This is a genomic window from Peijinzhouia sedimentorum, from assembly GCF_049340005.1.
Taxonomy (GTDB): Bacteria; Bacteroidota; Bacteroidia; order Cytophagales; family Cyclobacteriaceae; genus CAXBDP01.
Genome location: NZ_JBMPIY010000004.1, coordinates 1 through 15472, shown reverse-complemented (window position 1 = coordinate 15472; position 15472 = coordinate 1). Strand labels below are relative to the sequence as shown.

The following is a 15472-nucleotide window of genomic DNA, read 5'->3' as shown; positions in this document are numbered from 1 at the left end:
TATTATATGAGGTATTTAGAATTCTCAATTATACTACTAGCCTTTGCAATTTTCACAATTTCTTGTGGTGAAAAGGAAAAAAGCAAAATAGTAGAAGAAACATCGATGGAATCAGAAGTGCCAGAACAGATTATAATCGAATTGGATGAGTTTTCAAAAGCAAAAAATAGCATAACTGGCTTTAGCTACATTGATAATTATTACTATTTTTATAATGACTTCAATCAGTCTCTTTATTTCTATTCTCTCGACAAAGACATTAACACTCCTGAAAAGATTGTAAAAGTACCCTTAGATGAATCGATAAACTTCAGATCGGTAAGTGAAGTTTACATCCACTCAATGGATTCGATATTTATTTTTAGTAATTATGGATATGAAGGCAGTATCTCGGATGTGTTTATAATCAATGATAAAAGTGAAGTCTTGGGAACTTTTGATTTATTAAATGGGCATAATAAAGATCCAAATAAATTTAGTAAAACTCACGCAGTTAATGGTAGCACCATGTTTTATCATGAAGGTAAAGTAATCCTTCCAGTAGCGATTAATGCCCATACAGATGTAAGCAAGTATAAGCCTTTATTTATTTATGATTTAGCAGAACGAAAAGGAGATTACTATGGAGAGTATCCGGCATCTTTTGAACTAAAAAAATATAGTAACGAAACGTATAAACTCTATACAAGTCTTATCCCTGAATTGGGGAAAGTCTATTTTTCTTTCCCTTATGAATCAAATCTTTATTCATTTGATCTTTCAGATTATACTTGGGATGAAATTCATTTTGAATCTGATTTAGTGGCTCAACCTACTGCCTTCGAAGGTGGTGAAGGCATAGATCATACTTATTATTATCTTACTAACTCTTGGTATAACGGTCTTTACTTTGACAAAGCAAGTAATTCCTTATTGCGGCTAGCTCAAATTGGGCAACGCTATGGTAGAAATGATCCACCTCCTGTATGGCCAAATGAGACAAATTATAATAGCTTAAATGGAGATAAAATTTATTACCAAGCGTTTGAAATTGATCTAGAGAGAGGGGATTATTCAGTTATTTCTGATATGAATTTATATTTTGCCAAATTTTTCCATCCAAAATATGGTCCATATCGGATTTCAGAAATTAATGAAGAGTTGGGTCTTGATCCTGAGGATTATGTGGTGTTTACCCCGATGATGGAAAATTAGCTTTAAAGTTTATAAAGGATATGCTGAAAATTGAATTGCTTCCAGATTTATCTGGAGGAAGTCAATTGTGCATTTTTTGGCTTTAGCCTAAAGTCCGGCTATTTATGTTGATAATATGGCAATGAATAGTTTCATCATTATTTGGCTAAAGCCGGTTTCAGCTTTACATTGAGAATGGGCTAAAGCCGCATTCCTATTCAATTTGGTTTCATTCATGTAGGGACAGGTCGCGACCTGTCCCTACATGAATATGCGGAATCGCTATGGTTACATTGAAACTGGATTGTTTTATTGGCGTGGTAGAGGAAATTATACAATCCGTGAAATTTGGAAATCTGTATAATCCCTGCCTGCGGTAGGCAGGTTTGATTCAGACAAACACGTGAGAATGATTTGTTCTCAATATACCTTGAATTACAAATCCTATTTATCAGCTGCTTGACATTGCAAATGTCCAACAGCTAGTAGTTTACACCATCACTAGCAAAAATAAAATCTTCAAAAAACATCATTCCCCAACCTCAAAGCTCTACCCATTGGCCTGCTTTTCAGATTTAGGCTAGCCTTAATATCCATGGCGATTTCCTTTTCTTCTTTGCGATTGGTGTCGTCTATATATATCGCAGTATTCTCGTGAATCAAGTCACGAATTTGCAAGAAGAACCCATAGCGAATGTAGGATTTTGCTTTGTCCGATGGGCCATCTACGATTATTAGATCTGCTTGCTTCACTCCCGCCAATGCCAGTTTTACAAGCTTAGGATCATACCATTCTTTGCAGCCTTTAAAGCCATTTTCTAGTTTATCTAATGGAGTATATTGGAAATGAATACGAGGATCTGTAGCTGCCAAGGGCATTTTGTCCAATAGCATTTGATGCCATGCCTTTTGATTTTCGAAGGAGTATAATTTACAATTGAGGTTTTCTTGCAATATGAAATTAGCAATAATACTTGTGGACCAACCGCTGCCAAACTCGATAATTACTTGAGGCTTACGAATCGTAATATCATTGAGAATTTGCTGTACAACATAAGGTTTCAAGGAGTAATTGGTATAAGGCATATAGCCCAAATTCTCATATTTTCGGATCATCTCGTATGCCAGCAAATCTGCAGGATGTGTTTCTGGCAGTAGGAGTGTATTTCTAAGGGTGGATTTTATTTTGGAGAACATTCAATGAAATTTAAGAGTATTTGATTTCAAATGGAATTGCCATTTTGCTTTGATCAGGCGGAATGGATTTGCCATTGCCAAATGGATTGCCAGCTGATATGTTTATTCGCATTGCTTGCGGGATCCAATCACATATTTCGCCAAAATTACTCAAATGAAAGCTGATATAATATTGACCTTCTGTGAGCGGGTTGCGTTCTATTTTGAACTGTAGCCGATCTGCTCCCAGCGGACTTTCTCCATAAATACTACTACTAAGCCAAATCAATCGCTGTCCTACTGCGCTATCTATTCTTATATCTACTCTAGGTTTAGAGCTGCTGATTGGATTGTCCAGCCAAATATCAATCACTATTTCCTCTCCACAGCTCAAAGGCAATGGCTCTTTTTTGCCATTACTAATCTCAATTTTCTTGAATTTGATGCTGCCAGTCCCTTTTCTATTCGGGTGATTTTCTAATGTGCTTTCCTCGGAATACGAGTTCGCAACATATCGACTGATTACTTCATCAGTATTTCCTTGGCTTATTAATCGGCCATTTTCCAGCAATATAGTTTGCTTGCACAAATGCTGCACGGCCGACATATCATGACTTACAAAAAGAATCGTTTTGCCCGAATTGGCGATATTGTCCATTTGCCCAAGGCATTTTCGCTGAAAGTCAAGGTCGCCGACTGCCAGCACTTCATCCACGAATAGAATATCAGTATTCAGAAATGCGGCAATCGAAAAGCCCAATCGCACTTTCATTCCTGATGAATAGAATTTCACAGGTGTATCTATATAATGTGTGATTCCGCTAAAGTCGATGATCTCATCTAATTGCCTTTCAACCTCCCGCTTTTTCATGCCGAGTAGGGTGCCATTCATATAGATATTTTCTCTGCCGGTAAGTTCAGGGTGAAAGCCCGTCCCAATCTCCAAAAGCGACGAAGTCTTTCCATATAATTCCACCTCTCCATTTGTTGGCGGCGTAATCCTGCTCAATATTTTCAGCAAAGTGCTTTTCCCGGATCCATTCTTACCGATTATACCCAGCACTTCACCTTTTTTCACGTCAAAACTTACCTCTCGCAATGCCCAATGAATATCCGCGGACGGGCTTTCGACATTGGAAATCCCTCGAATTCTGCGAAAATTATCTAGTGGATTTCGTAAAGTGTCGATTAGCTGTCCAGCCAAAGTAGGAGGGAAATTCTGCGCGCTTCCAATGCGATAGGCTTTGGATAAATTTTCGACGATAATGGCTTTCTCGTGTTTCATTAGGCTAGGTCGGCAAAATTTCGTTCGGCACGGTGAAAATACAAGAGACCAAATACGAATAAACCCGATGCAGTAAATACACCCGGTATTACCAAATGCCACTGCACAGGACTATGAAAAAAGGCAGCTCGAAAACCCTCAATTATGCCAACCAATGGATTGAAAGCATAAAGCGGGAGGATGGCCTCAGGCACAATACTGGTGGAATAGACAATTGGACTAGCGAAAAATAATAGCTGAATAAGAAATGGCAGCGCGTATTTGACATCCCGAAATTGGATAGCCAATGCGGCGAAGAAAAATGCGAGACCAAATGCAGCAATGCATAACAGGAAAATCATCGGGATAAAAAACAGCCAATCCACGTCAGGAAAAATGCCTACAAATAAGGTGGAGAATATGAGGATTAGAATGCCAATAATAAACTCCCAACCTTTTGCCAGACCCGCAGAAATCGGGAGGATAATTCTGGGAAAATAGACTTTGGACAGCATGGGCGCTTGCTGAACCAAACTTTGGCTGCCCTCCGTAAGTATGGCGGAGAAAAAGCTCCACGGCACAATAGCCGCTAAGGTGAATAGCGCATAAGGTCTACCTTCGCTGTCGAGCTGAGCAAATTTGCCAAATACTAAAGTGAAAATACCCATGTACAAAAGCGGCTGCAAAATCGCCCAGCCAGTACCCAATATGCTTTGGGCATACTTTGCCTTTAGGTTTCTGATGGTCAAGAAGTACAGCAGATCTCGATAATCCCATATTTCCTTCCATGGAATCTCAGCCCAGCCTTTTTGCGCTTTTATATGTGTTTTGTTCTGCTCTCCCAAAATACCAATTCTTGATTCGCCTCGAAAATATAGGCTTAATTTAATTCTTTTTAATTTGAAAGAGTTTAATTAGGATTTTCAATCCCGCTAAACTTATTTTTGTCTGTTATGAAGAAGGCATTAATTACAGGTATTACCGGGCAGGACGGCGCCTACCTAGCAGAGTTGCTGCTGGACAAAGGTTATGAAGTTCACGGCATCAAGCGTCGAAGTTCATTATTTAATACCGATCGTATAGATCATCTCTACCAAGATCCGCATGAAAAGGGCATTCGTTTAAAGCTTCATTATGGAGATTTGACGGACTCTACCAATATTATCCGCATTATTCAAGAAGTTCAGCCGGACGAAATTTACAATCTGGGTGCCATGTCGCATGTGAAAGTGAGTTTTGATACGCCGGAATATACTGCTAATGTAGATGGGCTTGGCACTTTGAGAATTTTAGAAGCCGTACGCTTACTTAATATGACCAAGACTTGCCGTATTTATCAAGCTTCAACTTCGGAACTTTACGGCTTGGTACAAGAAGTGCCGCAGAGTGAAACCACGCCATTTTATCCAAGGTCGCCTTATGGTGTGGCTAAAATGTATGGCTTTTGGATCACAGTAAATTATCGTGAAGCTTATGGAATGTATGCAGTAAATGGCATCTTGTTCAACCATGAAAGTCCGATCCGAGGCGAAACTTTCGTTTCTCGTAAGATTACTAGAGCAGCCGCTCGAATCGCTTTGGGGATGCAAGATTGCCTCTATTTAGGCAATTTGGATGCACAGCGTGATTGGGGACATGCCAAGGATTATGTGGAAGCCATGTATTTGATGCTTCAGCAAGATACTCCAGAGGATTATGTAATTGCGACCGGCGTAACTACTAGAGTTCGCGATTTTGTGAAAATGGCTTTTGCTGAATTGCAAATTGAAATTGGCTTCGAAGGAGAGGGAAAAGAAGAAGTTGGAAAAGTAGTAAGCTGCTCTAATCCGGAGTATGCTTTGAAAGCTGGGCAAGTAATTGTAAAAGTAGATCCTACTTACTACAGACCAACTGAAGTTGATTTGCTAATAGGTGACCCCACCAAAGCAAATACTCAACTAGGCTGGAAACCAAAGCATGATTTGGCCTCACTTGTAAAGGACATGGTAGCTTCAGATTTGAATATTTTTCAAAAAGATAAACTTTTGCTGAAAGGCGGACATACTGTACTGAACTACCACGAATAGATGGAAAAAAGCGCAAAAATATACATTGCAGGTCATAGGGGGATGGTTGGTTCTGCCATACATCGCCGACTGAAAACGGATGGATATTCAAACTTTATTACTCGCACGAGCAAGGAATTAGATTTAAGAAATCAACAGGCGGTAGCTGATTTTTTTGCTGCGGAAAAACCTGATTATGTGATTTTGGCTGCGGCAAAGGTGGGTGGAATCCATGCGAATAATACCTACAGAGCAGAGTTTTTGTACGATAATTTGATGATCCAGAATAATGTAATTCATCAGAGTTATGTAAATGGAGTAAAAAAACTGATGTTCCTTGGATCATCTTGTATTTATCCCAAATTAGCACCGCAGCCTTTGCGGGAGGATTATTTGCTTACTGGGCCACTGGAATATACCAATGAGCCGTATGCAATTGCAAAAATTGCGGGTATCAAAATGTGCGAAGCTTATCGTGACCAATACGGCTGTAATTTCATTTCGGTAATGCCGACCAATTTGTATGGGCCAAACGATAATTACGATCTTCAAAATTCTCATGTATTACCTGCTTTGATAAGGAAATTTCACACTGCTAAAATCCGTGGAGAATCCCAAGTACAAGTTTGGGGTTCGGGCAATCCAAAAAGAGAATTCCTTCATGCCGATGATTTGGCAGATGCCTGCGTATTTCTAATGGAGAATTACCATGAAGCAGAATTAGTCAATATCGGAACGGGTGAGGATATCAGCATTCGAGATTTGGCTACACTTATTGGTGAAGTTGTTGGCTTTGAAGGTAAGTTGGTTTTTGATGCGAGCAAACCAGATGGAACGCCAAGAAAATTGATGGATGTAGGCAAACTACATAAACTTGGTTGGAAGCATAAAATTGAATTGAAGGAGGGAATTTCATCTGTATATGCACTCGCCGACAAAACAGACTGGTTATGAAGTTGATCGAAGTAAAGGATAAGAAGACCAAAAAAGAGTTTCTCGAATTTCCCTCCCGCCTTTACCAAGACGATCCATATTATATTCGTCCACTTGATAAGGATATTGAGTCTGTATTCGATAAAGAAAAAAATAAAGTAGCCCGAATGAAATCTGCTGATTTTATCAGATGGATTTTAGTAAATGATAAGGGTGAAACCATTGGGAAAGTAGCGGCTTTTATCAATCCAAAGACTAAAGATAAGAATGATCAGCCTACTGGCGGTTTGGGTTTTTTCGATTGTGTTGACGATCAAGAAGCGGCGAATTTACTTTTTGATGCTTGTAAAAATTGGCTAGCTGAACGTGGATGTGAGGCAATGGACGGCCCAATAAATTTTGGTGAAAGAGATAAGTGGTGGGGGCTATTGGTCGATGGCTTTACGGAGCCCAATTATTGTATGCATTACAACTTCCCGTACTATCGGCAATTGTTCGAGAATTACGGTTTTCAGCTATTTTTCAATCAATATACCTACGCAAGAGCTACCAAGGTAGACCAAGCCACCGATAAGTATAAGGATAGAGCCACAAAAATTCTTGCTGATCCTGATTACGAGTTTCGCTACATTCCGATGAACGAAATGCACAAAGCACCTTATTATTTTCTAGAGGTGTATAATAATGCTTGGGGCGGCCATGCCGGTGTAAAAGAACTAAGCGAAACACAGGCGCTCGCCATGTTCAAGTCTATGAAACCCGTGATTGATCCACGGTTGATATACTTTGGCTTTTATAAAGGCACTCCAGTAAGTTTCTTCATATCTTTGCCCGAACTCAACCAGATTTTCAAACATTTGGATGGCCAATTAGATTGGCTGGGCAAGCTTAAGTTTTTGTATTACAAGAAATTTAAGCCTAGCACGAAGATGCTCAGTTTGGTATTTGGAGTAGTGCCGGGACATCAAGGTAAAGGCGTAGAAAGTGCGATGGTGAGAAAATTTCAGGAAATGATTTTCGAAAGGGGCTTTCCTTATGATACGACAGAGATGAATTGGATTGGAGATTTCAATCCGAAAATGATGCGAGTAGCGGAGCAAATTGGTGGTAAAATATACAAAACACATATTACCTATCGCTATTTATTTGATAGGGGAAAAGAATTTAAACGATATCCTTTCATTGGAAAATAAGTAAATATGAGCTTGATAATTGTAGGTTCAGTGGCCTTTGATGCACTGGAAACGCCATTTGGCAAAGTGGATAAAATAATAGGAGGATCTGGAACATATGGTTCGCTTTCGGCTTCCTTTTTCACTAAAAACATCAAATTAGTAGGAGTAGTTGGCGGCGATTTTCCAAAGACAGAAATTGCGCGATTCGAATCTGTAGGTGTAGATACAACTGGCTTACAAATAAAGGAAAATGAAAAGTCCTTCTTTTGGTCAGGCCGCTATCACAACGATATGAACACCCGCGATACATTGGTTACAGAACTGAATGTGTTGGGAAATTTCGATCCTATTATTCCAGAAGGCTACCAAGGCGCAGAGTATTTAATGCTTGGTAATTTGGCTCCGGCGGTACAGCAATTGGTGATCAAAAGGTTAAAAAACAGACCAAAGCTTATCCTTTTAGATACGATGAATTTCTGGATGGACATTGCAATGGACGATCTGGCTGAGGTACTTCAAATGGTAGATGTGCTTTCAATCAATGATGAAGAAGCAAGACAATTATCAGGAGAGTATTCTTTGGTGAAAGCAGGTAGAAAGATCCTTGAAATGGGTCCAAAAGTTCTAATTATCAAAAAAGGTGAACATGGAGCTTTGTTGATCAATAAGGAGCAGATTTTCTTTGCCCCAGCCTTACCGTTAGAAGAAGTTTTCGATCCTACAGGCGCAGGTGATACATTTGCGGGAGGATTTATCGGCTACCTAGCCAGCACCAATGATACAAGCTTCGAAAATATGAAGCGCGCGATCATTTATGGTTCAGCGATGGCCTCCTTTTGTGTTCAAAAATTTGGGCCTAATCGCCTATTCGAACTAGATCAAAAAGCAGTCGAAAGCCGCGTTCAAGAATTTGTAGATCTTGTACAGTTCGAGATCGAATATTAATTAGCGATTCACTTAAGAATAGCAAAAGCCTGTTTCATTATTTGAAGCAGGCTTTTTTTGGTTTATTTTTAGATAGACAAACCCGCAAGGTTTTCAAAACCTTGCGGGTTTTTTGGCGAACCTTAGGTCGATAGGCTGATTCAGACAAATGCAGAGGATAATCTCCAATGAATTGCTTATCGGATTACAAATCCTATTTATCCGCAGTACGACATTGCAAATGTCGAACAGTTGGTCATACTAATGCGAAAGTCATTATTAAACTCCAATCCACATTTTCATATTAGTAGTATGCTCTTCTGAAATCTGATCCATTTTTTGAATCTCATAATAGGAGCCAAATGAGTCAATTTTTTCTGTCCAAGCAAGTTTTAGATTTCGGTTTCCTCTTAGTACTTCCACAGTTACTTGTTGCTCGCCATTATATTCCGATGGCGCCATATTATTGATGCTTACAAGTACATCCCCCCTCATCAATTCCTCGTAAGCCTGGCTTTCGGTAAAGATTTTTACAATGGAGAGTTTGTCGGCATCCATTTGAGCAACAATACCCAAATGCTGTATCAGTTTTGAGTTATTGTTTAGCTGCTTCAATTGCAAACCAACAAATGGAAGAAGCTCTGTAAGGAAATTTTCTATAGGTTCTGTGCTACCCACAAGCTTTTGAAAGAGTATTGCAGCCTCTTTACCTCCCGCTTTTTCCATTAGCTGTAGAATATCAGCATGGGAATATGGTTTGTTTTGAAGGTAAAAATCCCTCCATAACCATTTCATTACTTCATCTAATGAAAATTGATTTTCACTACTTTTTCTCAGAAACAAATCGATCGTTAAGCTGGCAAGCATGCCTTTGCCATAGATGGAAACCTCTTTTTCCAAGGAAGCTCTATCGTATGCATTTGCCCAAAGGGCGCGGGAGGAGGATTGCAAACTAGCATTATGCCGACCATCGAATTGGAAATATTGAGCCAATCGCAAATTCAATTCGGCTAAGAAAGCATCCAAATCAATCACCCTAGAGCGGACGAGCATCAAATCGCCGTAATAAGTTGTAAATCCTTCCAGCGCATAGCCGGTATCAAAAATCACTGGAGATTGTAAACGATACGGCCATAATTCCCGTGGCCTAATTCGGCACACATTCCAAGCGTGAAACAACTCATGGGAGCTGATGCCCAACAGGCTATTCAAATTCTCCTCTGGACTTTTGCCCTGAGGAAGCGTAATTACCGTGCAATTGGCATGTTCTACTCCATGATAAGGTGTTCGGTCGCTGCAGAAGATTATATAATCGTAATAGCTGAATGGAAATTCGCCGAAAACATTCTTCTGAGCTATAGAAAACTTCTTGAAAAGATTTGCCAAATCTACTTCGGGCAATGGGAGGCTACCGATGGTGATAATTCTAAATGGAATTTCATCAATTTCGAAGGCTAAAGTGGAGGAGTTTGCACTTGCGGTAAAGGGTTCGTCTATCAGCTGGAAATAATTGTCGTATTGCAATGATGCAGAGCGGGAGGGATAAATAGCTTCAATTGGTTTATCGTAGCTTACTTCTACTTTAATGGTTTCACTTTCTCTACCTTCCACCATCATCAGAGAATTTACAAAGTTGAGATAGACCAATTCATCATCGATCCAGCTACCTCCCGCATCCATTCTGCTACAATCATATTGGTAGCTTATTCGAGTGATTCCGTCTAATTCGGGTTGCCATTTGTTCAAATCACATCGTCTCAATGAAATATTCTCCCCTTTAGCATCCGTTGCAGTCAAACAATTAATATTCTTTTCATAGCTTGCATACTGATATCTGCCAGGTCTATAGTAAGGTATAAATATGCAATCAGTCGTTTTGAGGGCAGTTTCGAAGCTTATTGTCACTTCTAGAATTTGGCTAGTTGGCTTGGCAATATGTAGTTGGTAGAAAATCATTCGTTTAGTTTTCGGTAAATAATTTGAAATTTAATTTACTGTAATTAACTTTGCAGCCCGTAATCGAAAAATAATTGATCCGATTACGATCATTGGCTCAAATTTAAAGATATCAAGATATGAAAAGGACCTTTCAACCCTCAAATAGGAAAAGAAGAAATAAGCATGGCTTCCGTGAGAGAATGGCCAGTGCCAATGGTCGTAGAGTATTAGCTAGTCGTCGTGCCAAAGGCAGACACAAGCTTACTGTTTCTTCCAATCGTCGTCATAAGCAATAATTTTGTTAGATTAGGGCTGTGACTACGTTCAAGCCTTATTCTTTCTCCAAAGCGGAGAGATTACATAGCAAAAAGCTTATTAAGGAACTTTTTGAAAAAGGTTCCTCTTTTTTTTTGTATCCCTACAAGATCCTCATTTTAGAGATTCCTAAGGTAGATGAACAGCAGCCTGAAGCTCAGGTTATGTTCACTGTTTCGAAGCGAAGTTTCAAGAGGGCAGTCGATCGCAACAGAATTAAACGTCTGTTGCGGGAGGTATATCGCCTTCAAAAACCCAAATTATCCACTCATAGCCAAGATGTTCAGTTTCTGATAGCAATTCTTTATATTGCTAAAAAAGAGCATCCAATTTCTTTCCTTCAAGAGAAATTTATTGAAGCTTTTAAGCGTTTGAACAAAGAACGCAGGTAAAGATTATTTATAGTCTACATCATGCGTTTTTGATTTAACATTATTTCAATGAGAGCTACGACAAAGAAGATTGCGGCAGGATTACTAATAAGCACTGGTATATTATATTTCTCGTTCAGCGACCCAGGAGAGAAGTATTTCCAAATAGCCAAAAACCTTGACATATTCGCCACTTTATATAAAGAGGTAAACCAGTTTTACGTGGACGATGTGAATCCAAGTAAACTGATGAATATCGGAATCAATTCGATGTTGATGTCTTTGGATCCTTATACCAATTATTATCCTGAGGAAGAGATAGAGGACTATCGCACGATGACTACCAATGAGTATGCAGGTGTGGGAATGCTTGTAGGTACACACGATGATAAAAATATTGTGATAATGCCACATAAAGGATTTTCTGCAGCTTCAGCGGGCATTCGTATTGGCGACGAAATATTGTCGGTGAACGATATAGATGTGAAAGGCAAAAGCAATGACGAGATTAGTCAGTTGCTAAAAGGCCAAGTAAATTCAGATGTGAAAATTACGGTAAAGCGCTTTGGTGAAAATGCTCCATTAGATTTCATGCTCAAGCGAGAAAAGGTTACCATTCCAAATGTACCTTTTTATGGAATGGTGAATCAGGAAGTTGCTTACATCAAGTTGAGTGATTTTACAACCAATGCATCTAAGGAAGTGAAAGACGCACTCATCGAACTGAAGGAGAAGGGTGCGAAGAAACTAATACTGGATTTGCGAGATAATCCAGGTGGCTTATTAAGTGAAGCGGTTAATATTTCCAATTTGTTTCTGCCTAAAGGTGCTGAGATTGTGAGTACCAAAGGAAAAATTGATGATTGGAATAAGACCTATTATGGTTTAAATCAACCAGTAGATTTAGATATCCCAATTGCAGTATTGACTTCTGGGAGAAGTGCTTCTGCTTCCGAAATTGTTGCGGGTGCTATTCAGGATTATGATAGAGGCATACTAGTAGGCCAGAAAACTTTTGGAAAAGGCTTAGTTCAAGCGACAAGACCCCTTTCCTACAATTCTCAATTGAAGATTACTACAGCTAAATATTATATCCCAAGCGGCAGATGCATTCAAGCGATAGATTACGCAAATAATCAGGCGGTAAAATTACCTGATTCGTTGAAAGTGGCATTTACCACCCAAAATGGTCGAATTGTTTATGATGGTGCAGGAATTGACCCTGATGTACCTGTAATCCAAGAGGAGATTCCGTCTATAATTCTGGGTTTGGATCAGCAAAACATGATTTTCGATTTCGCTACGGAATATCAAAAGAACTTGCCAGCCATTACTTCTCCAGAAGATTTTGAAGTTACGGATGAAATCTACAATGCTTTTATTGATTGGCTCAACGATAAGGATTTTGACTATACCACCCGTATGGAATCCTCCATCAAAGTATTAGAGGATATAGCAAAAGAGGAACAATATTACTCAGGAGTAAAAGGCGAATTGGATCAACTGGCTAAAAAGGTAATGCATAACAAAGATCAAGATTTACAAACCTTCAAGCCTGATATTAAGAAAATGTTGAAAGTAGAATTAGTGTCTCGTCAATTTTTTAAGGAAGGGCAAATTCGTGCATCGTTTCAAGAAGATGAAGATGTGCAAATGGCATTGAACGTACTCAAGGAAACCTCCCGCTATAATTCCATCCTTAAGCATCAATAATGATTGATATTCTTTGGCTGCTTGCGATAGGCTTAGCAGCTGGCTTACTATCCGGGTTGCTCGGTGTAGGAGGAGGAATTATTTTCATTTCCATCTTACCAGAGATATTTTTTTCTATGGGGATAAAAGAAGAGTTCATGAGTTCTTTAATTATTGCCAATTCCATGGCTGCCATCCTAGCAGCTTCACTTGTAGGCACTATTACTTTGAAAAGAAGCGGGAGATTTTTCCCAAAAGAGATATTGTTGGTTGGTTTGCCAGCATTATTTGCTTCGGTATTCCTTCAATATGTATATGTAAATACCAGCTACTACTCCGTAGATTTTTTCAATGCACTCATATTTGTGATTTTATTATTTGCTTTATGGCAACAGATAAGCTCACAATTTCAGTCGAAGGAACTTGATGGAGCAGAGAATCTCAAAAACAGTCAATATGTATCGTCTGGTATTGTTACAGGAACAGCATCAGCATTGTCTGGATTAGGAGGTGCAGTGGTTTTAATTCCATTGCTCAATAATTACTTTAAGCTACCAATAAAAAAAGCGAATAGCATTTCACTAGGAGTGATCTTGGTGATTTCATTTGCGCTGACTATTCCCAATATGTTCTTCTACAGTTTCGAAGATGCTGCAATTTCAGCAAACGATAAACTGGGCTTGATAATTTTGCCAGTAATGATTCCGATGACTTTTGGATTATTAGTTGGCGCTCCATTGGGTGTGAAGCTTTCGAATAAATTACCATCAAAATTGATAAGCCGAATATTTATTGGATTTTTGTTTATCGTTTTGTCCAAAATCGTTTTCGATTATCTGTTTATATAATGAGTATAATCCTTGCTTTAGAAACGTCCACTCCGGTTTGTTCTGTTGCTCTTTTCAAAAATGAAGAGTTGCTGAGCTATAGTGAATTGAGAGTTGAGAAATCCCAATCGAGTAATTTAACATTGATGATCAAGCACTGTCTTGAATATGCTGGTGTAGCTTTTGATGAATTAGACGCTGTGGCTGTATCAAAAGGTCCAGGTTCTTATACGGGATTGCGGATTGGTGTTTCCACAGCAAAAGGAATTTGTATAGGGAGTAATTGCAAATTGATCGGAATCAACTCTCTTGAGGGAATGTTGCATTCAGCGGTTAAGTATAAGAGCAACTTTCAGTACTACGTCCCAATGATTGATGCGCGCCGTATGGAAGTCTATTGCTTAGTAGGAGAAGCGGGAGGGTCTGTGATTTCAGATACAAAACCTGAGATTATAGATGAATCAAGTTTTATGGAACTAGGAGATTCGACTGTGGTGTTTTTTGGTGACGGAGCCGAGAAGCTTCAGGAGGTCTTTAAGGGTAAGAGCAATTTTCATATTTGGGAGGGTTTCAGACCTGATGCCAAAAGTATTGGCGTGTTGGCAAATGAAAAATTCAAGAACCAAGAGTTTGAAGATGTGGCATACTTTGAGCCCTTTTATCTAAAAGCCTATAAAACCACACAGCCTAAAAAATTATTTTAGAAATGAGTGAAATAGAAATTATCAATAGAGTAGCAAGCAGTCCATTAAAAACAATTGACCTCTCTGAATATCTCAAGAATGAGCCAACGGCTGAGTTTGATATTAAGAAGGCATTGTTTCAAGAATTGATTTTAAGGGAAAAGGATTTCCGTCAATACTTAAAGGATTATGATTGGTCTGTTTATAAAGGCAGCTGGGTGAGGGTTCATTGTTCTGCTGATGCCATTGTGCCGATGTGGGCTTTCATGCTTGTGAGCATCTATCTTAGTCCAGTGGCGAAGGGCTTCACCTTTGGTTCGGATGCAGATTTGCAAAAATTGATAATTACAGATATTCTAAAAAAGCTTTCAAAGGAATTCGAAAATGCAAAAGTTGTGATAAAAGGTTGCTCGAGTTTGCTCGCTCCAGAATTCGCTTATTTGGAGGCGACCAAGTATTTTCAACCCGTAGTTTCTAGTTTAATGTATGGTGAGCCATGCAGCACCGTGCCTATTTACAAAGCGCCCAAAAAATAATATTCAGGCTTTCAGGTAGATGGCCTTTTTAAGCAAAATAACTTCAACTATTTATTGGAAAACCTTTGCAGGTAAAAAATGACCTGTTACCTTTGTCCTCCCATCAGGCGGATGGCGGATAGAAAAGGTGAAGATTGCGGAGTTGGTTGAGTGGTGTAATTTTTTTCTTTCTTTTTTTTGCGATTTCATTTGGATTAAGAGAAAGTTTTTTCTTACCTTTGCATCCGCTTTTGGAAGGAAGGTGGGAGGAAAGGATCGGAGCGGAGGAGTTGCTCGGGAAACGAGTGACGAGTAATCGAGAGAAATCGGCAACAATCATAGGGATATGATCATTTAGTACAATCGGAAGGGTTGTGCTGAAAAGTTCTTTGAAAAGATGGATAGGATAAACAGCAAACCGTTTTAAGGACTCGTTAGAGA

General features: G+C 39.1%; 16 protein-coding genes. 11 read left to right on the top strand and 5 right to left on the bottom strand.

The features are described 5' to 3' along the window. The first annotated feature begins 6 nt into the window (after nt 1-6). Entirely contained in the window at nt 7-1194 is a 1188-nt protein-coding gene (locus ACOXY8_RS07380) for a hypothetical protein (RefSeq protein WP_458330923.1), read from the top strand. Between the two features lie 498 nt (nt 1195-1692). On the opposite strand, the gene ACOXY8_RS07375 is transcribed toward ACOXY8_RS07380, so the two are convergent. The 3 genes from ACOXY8_RS07375 to ACOXY8_RS07365 are packed head-to-tail and all read right to left on the bottom strand — an operon-like array spanning nt 1693 to nt 4458. Next, nucleotides 1693-2370, bottom strand: coding sequence for a hypothetical protein (locus ACOXY8_RS07375; protein WP_458330922.1), 678 nt, complete (start codon nt 2368-2370; stop codon nt 1693-1695). A gap of 10 nt (nt 2371-2380) precedes the next feature. Next, nucleotides 2381-3634 (bottom strand): ABC transporter ATP-binding protein, encoded by a 1254-nt coding sequence (locus ACOXY8_RS07370; RefSeq protein WP_458330921.1) that lies wholly within the window; start codon nt 3632-3634, stop codon nt 2381-2383. Then, nucleotides 3634-4458 carry an ABC transporter permease gene (locus ACOXY8_RS07365; RefSeq protein WP_458330920.1) on the bottom strand — a complete coding sequence of 275 codons (825 nt, stop codon included), beginning with the start codon at nt 4456-4458 and terminating at the stop codon, nt 3634-3636. The genes ACOXY8_RS07370 and ACOXY8_RS07365 overlap by 1 nt, the downstream gene beginning before the upstream one ends. Nucleotides 4459-4566: 108 nt before the next feature. Here ACOXY8_RS07365 and gmd point away from each other — a divergent pair, with 108 nt between their 5' ends. The 4 genes from gmd to ACOXY8_RS07345 are packed head-to-tail and all read left to right on the top strand — an operon-like array spanning nt 4567 to nt 8711. Beyond that, on the top strand, nt 4567-5679 hold the full coding sequence (gmd, locus tag ACOXY8_RS07360; RefSeq protein ID WP_458330919.1) for a GDP-mannose 4,6-dehydratase: 1113 nt from the start codon (nt 4567-4569) through the stop codon (nt 5677-5679). After that, on the top strand, nt 5680-6612 hold the full coding sequence (gene fcl, locus ACOXY8_RS07355) for a GDP-L-fucose synthase (RefSeq protein ID WP_458330918.1): 933 nt from the start codon (nt 5680-5682) through the stop codon (nt 6610-6612). It begins immediately after the preceding gene. After that, nucleotides 6609-7784 (top strand): hypothetical protein, encoded by a 1176-nt coding sequence (locus ACOXY8_RS07350; protein ID WP_458330917.1) that lies wholly within the window; start codon nt 6609-6611, stop codon nt 7782-7784. Before fcl ends, ACOXY8_RS07350 begins: the two co-directional genes overlap by 4 nt. A 6-nt stretch (nt 7785-7790) precedes the next feature. Next, nucleotides 7791-8711 (top strand): PfkB family carbohydrate kinase, encoded by a 921-nt coding sequence (locus ACOXY8_RS07345; RefSeq protein WP_458330916.1) that lies wholly within the window; start codon nt 7791-7793, stop codon nt 8709-8711. 258 nt (nt 8712-8969) lie between these two features. Here ACOXY8_RS07345 and ACOXY8_RS07340 read toward each other — a convergent pair whose 3' ends face one another. After that, a complete protein-coding gene (locus tag ACOXY8_RS07340; RefSeq protein WP_458330915.1) occupies nt 8970-10646 on the bottom strand; it encodes a M61 family metallopeptidase in 1677 nt (558 codons plus the stop codon). Nucleotides 10647-10765: 119 nt separating this feature from the next. Between ACOXY8_RS07340 and rpmH the strand changes: the two genes are divergently transcribed. From rpmH to ACOXY8_RS07310, 6 genes are read left to right on the top strand one after another with little or no spacing between them, the layout of a single operon-like run. Then, complete coding sequence (gene rpmH / locus ACOXY8_RS07335; protein ID WP_458330914.1) at nt 10766-10924, top strand: 50S ribosomal protein L34; 159 nt, start codon at nt 10766-10768, stop codon at nt 10922-10924. Nucleotides 10925-10942: 18 nt separating this feature from the next. After that, nucleotides 10943-11335 (top strand): ribonuclease P protein component, encoded by a 393-nt coding sequence (gene rnpA / locus ACOXY8_RS07330; RefSeq protein ID WP_458330913.1) that lies wholly within the window; start codon nt 10943-10945, stop codon nt 11333-11335. Nucleotides 11336-11383: 48 nt separating this feature from the next. Further along, nucleotides 11384-13027, top strand: coding sequence for a S41 family peptidase (locus tag ACOXY8_RS07325; RefSeq protein WP_458330912.1), 1644 nt, complete (start codon nt 11384-11386; stop codon nt 13025-13027). Continuing rightward, nucleotides 13027-13854, top strand: coding sequence for a sulfite exporter TauE/SafE family protein (locus tag ACOXY8_RS07320; RefSeq protein ID WP_458330911.1), 828 nt, complete (start codon nt 13027-13029; stop codon nt 13852-13854). Before ACOXY8_RS07325 ends, ACOXY8_RS07320 begins: the two co-directional genes overlap by 1 nt. Then, complete coding sequence (gene tsaB / locus ACOXY8_RS07315; RefSeq protein ID WP_458330910.1) at nt 13854-14537, top strand: tRNA (adenosine(37)-N6)-threonylcarbamoyltransferase complex dimerization subunit type 1 TsaB; 684 nt, start codon at nt 13854-13856, stop codon at nt 14535-14537. The genes ACOXY8_RS07320 and tsaB overlap by 1 nt, the downstream gene beginning before the upstream one ends. Before the next feature lie 2 nt (nt 14538-14539). Further along, nucleotides 14540-15052 carry a DUF2480 family protein gene (locus ACOXY8_RS07310; protein WP_458330909.1) on the top strand — a complete coding sequence of 171 codons (513 nt, stop codon included), beginning with the start codon at nt 14540-14542 and terminating at the stop codon, nt 15050-15052. 103 nt (nt 15053-15155) lie between these two features. Here the strand turns inward: ACOXY8_RS07310 and ACOXY8_RS07305 are convergent. Next, nucleotides 15156-15472: hypothetical protein (locus ACOXY8_RS07305; RefSeq protein ID WP_458330908.1), on the bottom strand; the 317-nt coding region annotated here is incomplete at its 5' end.

What these genes read in the sequence shown, in the direction of transcription:
- ACOXY8_RS07320 (WP_458330911.1), top strand. Translation starts at nt 13,027, where the DNA reads ATGATTGATATTCTTTGGCTGCTTGCGATAGGCTTAGCAGCTGGCTTA.
- ACOXY8_RS07340 (WP_458330915.1), bottom strand. Translation starts at nt 10,646, where the DNA reads ATGATTTTCTACCAACTACATATTGCCAAGCCAACTAGCCAAATTCTA.
- rpmH (WP_458330914.1), top strand. Translation starts at nt 10,766, where the DNA reads ATGAAAAGGACCTTTCAACCCTCAAATAGGAAAAGAAGAAATAAGCAT.
- gmd (WP_458330919.1), top strand. Translation starts at nt 4,567, where the DNA reads ATGAAGAAGGCATTAATTACAGGTATTACCGGGCAGGACGGCGCCTAC.
- tsaB (WP_458330910.1), top strand. Translation starts at nt 13,854, where the DNA reads ATGAGTATAATCCTTGCTTTAGAAACGTCCACTCCGGTTTGTTCTGTT.
- ACOXY8_RS07380 (WP_458330923.1), top strand. Translation starts at nt 7, where the DNA reads ATGAGGTATTTAGAATTCTCAATTATACTACTAGCCTTTGCAATTTTC.
- ACOXY8_RS07375 (WP_458330922.1), bottom strand. Translation starts at nt 2,370, where the DNA reads ATGTTCTCCAAAATAAAATCCACCCTTAGAAATACACTCCTACTGCCA.
- ACOXY8_RS07325 (WP_458330912.1), top strand. Translation starts at nt 11,384, where the DNA reads ATGAGAGCTACGACAAAGAAGATTGCGGCAGGATTACTAATAAGCACT.
- ACOXY8_RS07370 (WP_458330921.1), bottom strand. Translation starts at nt 3,634, where the DNA reads ATGAAACACGAGAAAGCCATTATCGTCGAAAATTTATCCAAAGCCTAT.
- fcl (WP_458330918.1), top strand. Translation starts at nt 5,680, where the DNA reads ATGGAAAAAAGCGCAAAAATATACATTGCAGGTCATAGGGGGATGGTT.
- ACOXY8_RS07350 (WP_458330917.1), top strand. Translation starts at nt 6,609, where the DNA reads ATGAAGTTGATCGAAGTAAAGGATAAGAAGACCAAAAAAGAGTTTCTC.
- ACOXY8_RS07310 (WP_458330909.1), top strand. Translation starts at nt 14,540, where the DNA reads ATGAGTGAAATAGAAATTATCAATAGAGTAGCAAGCAGTCCATTAAAA.
- ACOXY8_RS07345 (WP_458330916.1), top strand. Translation starts at nt 7,791, where the DNA reads ATGAGCTTGATAATTGTAGGTTCAGTGGCCTTTGATGCACTGGAAACG.